This window comes from Mesorhizobium sp. M2A.F.Ca.ET.067.02.1.1 (assembly GCF_004023285.1).
Classification (GTDB): domain Bacteria; phylum Pseudomonadota; class Alphaproteobacteria; order Rhizobiales; family Rhizobiaceae; genus Mesorhizobium.
In genome coordinates, this window is record NZ_RZSB01001033.1 from 1 (window position 1) to 1,671 (window position 1,671).

General features: G+C 54.8%; 3 protein-coding genes. All 3 read left to right on the plus strand.

Annotation, left to right across the window (positions count from 1 at the left end; all coding sequences use genetic code 11):
- A partial coding sequence (locus EOA28_RS35070) for a DUF433 domain-containing protein (protein ID WP_148671077.1) occupies positions 1-292 on the plus strand: 292 nt, incomplete at its 5' end.
- Complete coding sequence (locus tag EOA28_RS35075) at positions 289-690, plus strand: DUF5615 family PIN-like protein (RefSeq protein WP_128315815.1); 402 nt, start codon at positions 289-291, stop codon at positions 688-690. The genes EOA28_RS35070 and EOA28_RS35075, both read left to right, overlap by 4 nt.
- 85 nt (positions 691-775) lie before the next feature.
- Positions 776-1,671, plus strand: an 896-nt coding sequence (locus tag EOA28_RS35080) for a ParB N-terminal domain-containing protein (protein WP_128315816.1), incomplete at its 3' end; no start/stop codon positions are given.

The following is a 1,671-nucleotide window of genomic DNA, read 5'->3' on the forward strand; positions in this document are numbered from 1 at the left end:
CGTCAAGGGTGTGTCGGGCGGGGAGCCGGTCTTCATGGGAACCCGTATCCCGGTGCGCATGATCGTGTCGATGCTGGGACAGGCCGCGGACGAGGCAGAAGTGCTCGAGGGCTATCCGGCGCTGACACCGCGGTTGATCGAGCTTGCGAAGATCTGGGTTACCGCTCACCCGACCCGAGGACGACCGAAGAAGTTGTCAGACCTAGGTCTGAAAGCCAAGTCGTCGAAACGCGTAGCGCTGCAGGCTGATCCACGACCTTCGCCGGGTTCGAAGGCGCGCGTGGCATCGTGAACTTTCTGATCGACGAATGCCTGCATACGTCTCTCGTTGCAGTCGCTCAACTGCGCGGGCATGTAGCAAATCACGTCAACTGGCTCGGACTCAGCGGTGAAACCGACTGGAACCTGATGCCGCGGATCTTGGAAGACGATTTCACCTTCGTCACGAACAACGCAAAGGATTTTAGAAAGCTCTACGCCAAGGAGCCGGTCCACCCCGGCCTCCTAATCATTGTCCCGCAAGTCGCTCCCGAAAGGCAACGTGAGCTCTTCAACACCATCCTGGAAGAGCTCGATCCCGATGAGCTTATTGTCAACGAGGTCATTGAAATCGAGATTGCTGACGGAAATGCAATCGTTACGCGATATGAGATGCCAGAGCCTGTCACCAGCGCAGAAGCGGATGGTTGAGAGTACTTTCTCGCTACCGGCATGAAAGAGTTGGGCAGCTGGGTGCTTCAGGTTTCTGTCTAGACTCAGCTGCCAACGGAAAAATTTGACGAAGTTTTATGTTGCTGGTGCTACTGCTGATGGCACTGCAAGAGGGAGGCTACGCGTGGTCGGGGTGCAGCAGCATTTGTCTATTTACGATGTCGAACTCGACCGAAACAATCCGCGCATCCGTCGATTTGTCGAGGGGTTCGAAGGCGAGCTCACTGATGACAACATTCAGCTTGCGTTGGATATCGGCAGCGATGAAGGCGATGGCACTAGCAAAGGCGTGACGACCGCCGACAAGCTTCGGAACTCGATCTTGGCAAATAGCGGGATCATGCAGCCGATCATTGTCTGTCGAAACGACAGCGGCAAGTATCTCTGTGTAGAAGGCAATACCCGCCTCTTCATTTACCGCCGGTTTCACGAGGACGGTGTGAGCGGGAACTGGTCAACCATTCCGGCTATCGTTCATGAAACGCTGGACGGCGATGGGATCGATGCAATCAGACTTCAGGCTCACCTTGTCGGTCCCCGCCCTTGGGACGCCTACTCGAAGGCCAAATATCAGTGGGAGCTTCATTATAAACATTTGATGCCCCTAGACCGGTTGGTCGACCTATGCGGCGGCGACCGCCGGGATGTCCAAAAGTCGATTAATGCCTATGCGGACATGGAAAATCACTTCCGAAAATTGCATCAGCCGGGCGAGTTCTACAACACGCAGCGCTACTCGGGTTTTGTTGAACTTCAGAATACCAAGGTCAAAACTGCGATTTTCAGAGCTGGTTTTTCTCTCGACGACTTTGCCATTTGGTTGAAAGAAAAGAAGATCGAGGGGCTGATTGCGATCCGTCAGCTTCCTCTGGTACTCGGAGACAAGGCGGCAAGGGCAATCTTTCTCAAGAAGGACGTCAAGGCAGCGCTCGATGCCATTGAACGGCCCGATATCGGCGC